Consider the following 2,391-nt stretch of genomic DNA (forward strand, 5'->3'; position numbering starts at 1 on the left):
GCGTCTTGTACAATACGCGAGCGGGGACGCTCGCACTACAATAAAAAAAATGCTTTTTACAAAACTGAGATGCTCCCAAAATTAGCCTTTAGCCTGGGGGCCACTTCATCTGCCGTCCGCCGAGAATGTGAAGGTGCAGGTGGTCTACAGTTTGGCCGCCGTCGCTACCGCTATTAATGACGACGCGATAGCCGTTGCTAAGTCCGAGTTGTTCTGCTACCCGTTTGACAGTCAGCAGCAGGTGTCCCATGAGAGCATGATCTCCCGACTCGGCATCGGCTAATTTGGCAATAGGCTGTTTGGGAATGACGAGGATGTGGACGGGTGCTTGCGGATGGATATCTCTAAACGCGAGGGCCAAGTCGTCCTCATAAACGATGTCTGCGGGAATCTCTTTGCGGATGATTTTGCTGAAAAGCGTTTCTTGAGTTGTCATGGGTGTTAACGAAGTTCGGCAACGGATTCTGTAACGGATGTAACGGATGTAACGGATGTCAGTCCGAGGGAAGAGGGAAGACCCAGCAGGAGAGAGGGAAGAGGAGAAAAAGAAGAGGCAAGGAAAAGTTTTTCTTGCCTCTCCCGATATTCATTAGTCATTGTTAATCATAATAGATGATGAATCAAGGACAGGCAAATTAAGGATAAAGAAAAATGCTTGCTAGGGTTTGGAGTGCATCGATCGTTGGAATTGACGCGGTAAAGGTGGGTGTTGAGGCTGATGTGTCAGGCGGGCTACCGAAAATTGTGGTTGTGGGATTGCCCGATTCTGCGGTGCAAGAAGCTAAAGAAAGGGTTAAGGCTACGCTAAAAAATTCTGGATATGCTTTTCCGATGCGGAGTATTGTGATTAATTTGACTCCGGCGGATTTGCGGAAGGAGGGGCCGAGTTTTGATTTGCCGATCGCCATTGGCATTTTAGCAGCATCCGAACAAGTCAGCTCTCAACTTTTGGGAGATTATTTGTTTTTAGGGGAACTTTCTTTAGATGGGAGTTTGCGGCCTGTGGCTGGGGTTTTGCCGATCGCCGCTGCTGCTCAAAAAATGGGTATTTCGGGGTTGGTTGTACCGGCTGGTAACGCGCAGGAAGCGGCTTTGGTGCACGGAATATCTGTTTATGGTTTTGAGAATATTTTTGCAGTTACTGATTTTTTGAACAATCCTGAAGTTTATTCGCCTGTAGAAGTAAACGGTAGAGAAGAGTTAGCTAAAACGCGGTTTTCTGGTCTAGATTTAAAGGATGTAAAGGGGCAAATTCACGCGCGGCGGGCTTTGGAAATTGCGGCGGCGGGGGGACACAATTTAATTTTTGTGGGGCCGCCAGGGAGCGGTAAGACGATGTTGGCGAGGCGTTTGCCTGGTATTTTGCCGCCGCTGACTTTTGATGAAGCTTTGGATGTGACTCAGATTCATTCGGTGGCGGGGTTGTTGAAGGATAAGGGAAGCTTGGTGGGCGATCGGCCTTTTCGCAGTCCTCACCATTCGGCATCCGGCCCTTCTTTGGTAGGTGGCGGCAGTTTTCCGCGTCCGGGTGAAATTTCTTTAGCACATCGCGGCATTCTTTTTTTGGATGAATTAACTGAGTTTAAAAGAGATGTTTTGGAGTTTTTGCGACAACCGCTGGAAGATGGTTATGTGACGATTTCTCGCACTAGACAATCGGTGATGTTTCCGGCGCAATTCACTTTAGTTGCGAGTACGAATCCTTGCGCTTGCGGTTATTACGGCGATTCGATTCAACAGTGTACTTGTTCGCCGCAAAAGAGGGAGCAATATTGGGCAAAACTTTCGGGGCCTTTGATGGATCGGATTGATTTGCAAGTGGCCGTAAATCGTTTGAAACCTGAAGAAATTACGCGACAGCCGACGGGGGAGGAGTCGGAACCGGTGCGGGTGAGGGTGCAGCGGGCGCGAGAGCTCGCAACTCGCCGTTTTCAGTCGGAATCTAGTTTGCGCTGTAATGCCCAGATGCAAAGCAGTCACATTAACAGATGGTGTCAGTTGGATGATGCTTCTCGGAATTTATTGGAGATGGCGATTCGGAAGTTGGGGCTTTCGGCGAGGGGGAGCGATCGCATTTTGAAGGTTGCTAGAACTATTGCTGATTTGTCGGGGGATGAAAGCTTGAAAACGAATCATGTGGCGGAGGCGGTGCAGTATCGAACGATCGATCGGATGCAGTAAGTCAGCAACGGCTCAAAAGACACAATACTTCAATCCCCAACTTCTTAAAGAAGTTTGGTATCTAACAGTTGATTGGGCGATTTAAATCGCTTCTAAACATACGAAGTCCCAACAGAGGGGGTATTTAAGGATCGCGAATTAAATAATTTACAATTTTAATTGTTATTGTGGGATGGGCGTCCCGCCCGTCCAAAAAGGACGGGCGGGACG

At 48.5% G+C, this 2,391-nt stretch carries 2 protein-coding genes; one reads left to right on the forward strand and one right to left on the reverse strand.

The window, feature by feature from the left end:
• Window positions 1-88: 88 nt before the first annotated feature.
• Window positions 89-436, reverse strand: coding sequence for a histidine triad nucleotide-binding protein (locus tag QUB16_RS33215; protein ID WP_006631073.1), 348 nt, complete (start codon window positions 434-436; stop codon window positions 89-91).
• Window positions 437-651: 215 nt separating this feature from the next.
• On the opposite strand from QUB16_RS33215, the gene QUB16_RS33220 reads away from it, so the two are divergent.
• Window positions 652-2,181, forward strand: coding sequence for a YifB family Mg chelatase-like AAA ATPase (locus QUB16_RS33220; RefSeq protein ID WP_333322637.1), 1,530 nt, complete (start codon window positions 652-654; stop codon window positions 2,179-2,181).
• Window positions 2,182-2,391: the final 210 nt, after the last annotated feature.

It is taken from the genome of Microcoleus sp. D3_18a_C4 (assembly GCF_036702415.1).
Lineage (GTDB): Bacteria > Cyanobacteriota > Cyanobacteriia > Cyanobacteriales > Microcoleaceae > Microcoleus.